The 849-nt window shown below is 44.1% G+C and carries 1 protein-coding gene and 1 pseudogene; both read right to left on the bottom strand.

The genetic code is table 11. From position 1 onward, the window contains the following. Nucleotides 1–7: 7 nt before the first annotated feature. On the bottom strand, nt 8–394 hold the full coding sequence (locus tag QTN94_RS20110) for a hypothetical protein (RefSeq protein WP_138971147.1): 387 nt from the start codon (nt 392–394) through the stop codon (nt 8–10). Then, a pseudogene (locus QTN94_RS20105) lies at nt 394–849 on the bottom strand (hypothetical protein); the annotation flags it as partial. The pseudogene QTN94_RS20105 and the gene QTN94_RS20110, both read right to left, overlap by 1 nt.

The raw sequence follows: 849 nt of genomic DNA, 5'->3' as shown, positions 1-849 counted from the left end.
ATATAAATTAGGGTATGTACCCAGTAAACTTTAAGAAAATCAAGCTTAAGATAAGGACAATACAGCTCCACATCCCTAATGCATTCACCCACATAAACACTTTAAATTTAGTTGATTTCGTTGTTGCTCGTTTACGAATAAATGGATACTTCACCCAGTAATCAAAGCAACGGCTACCTATCTCCCAGGACAATTGGTATTTAGGTCTCATATGACCGTTATCGTCATAGTATTTGCTAAGATCTTTGGCCAGTTGTTTATCCATAAAAACAATATGCTTAAGACTACCTAGAGATACAATCGCACTCATAATAACACCCGGAACAGCCCAGATTGTAGCGTAGCCTCCGAAAACCAAACCTAAAAGCGCCACGACAGACTCATACCAGACCATCAGAATTTAGCCCCTATATCAGATACAATTTTGTCTGAACTTTCATATAGAAAATACAATCCATCTCCAACGGCTTTACCTGCCGTAGAGCCTGCAACCCCACCGACAAAACCACCTGCGACAGCTCCACTAATCACCGCGACAGCAAGTACTGGGGCGGTAACAGTTATGCTGATGGCTAAAGCGATACCAGAAACGGCGGTTACAGCGAGCCCTACTCCAACGCTTCCACCTTTGATTCCACCGTATACTCCTCCAATAAAGCCCCACACTTCACGAGTTGTTGTCTTGCCACACTCGCCAGTACCATCCACCTTGCACGCTTCATAGATGCTATCGACACCACTGACGGCACCCACAAGTAAACCAACATAACCCACACCTCTGGCGGCAGAAATTCCAAGAGCAATATTACCAATCCGCTTCCCTAATTCTTTCACAAAACCCGTCTTTAG

This window comes from Vibrio sp. M250220, assembly GCF_036533795.1.
GTDB lineage: Bacteria > Pseudomonadota > Gammaproteobacteria > Enterobacterales > Vibrionaceae > Vibrio.
This window is presented reverse-complemented; position numbering and strand designations above follow the sequence as displayed.

Bases quoted from the DNA above. Each gene is read 5' to 3' on its own strand.
- QTN94_RS20110 (WP_138971147.1), bottom strand. From the start codon at position 394: ATGGTCTGGTATGAGTCTGTCGTGGCGCTTTTAGGTTTGGTTTTCGGA.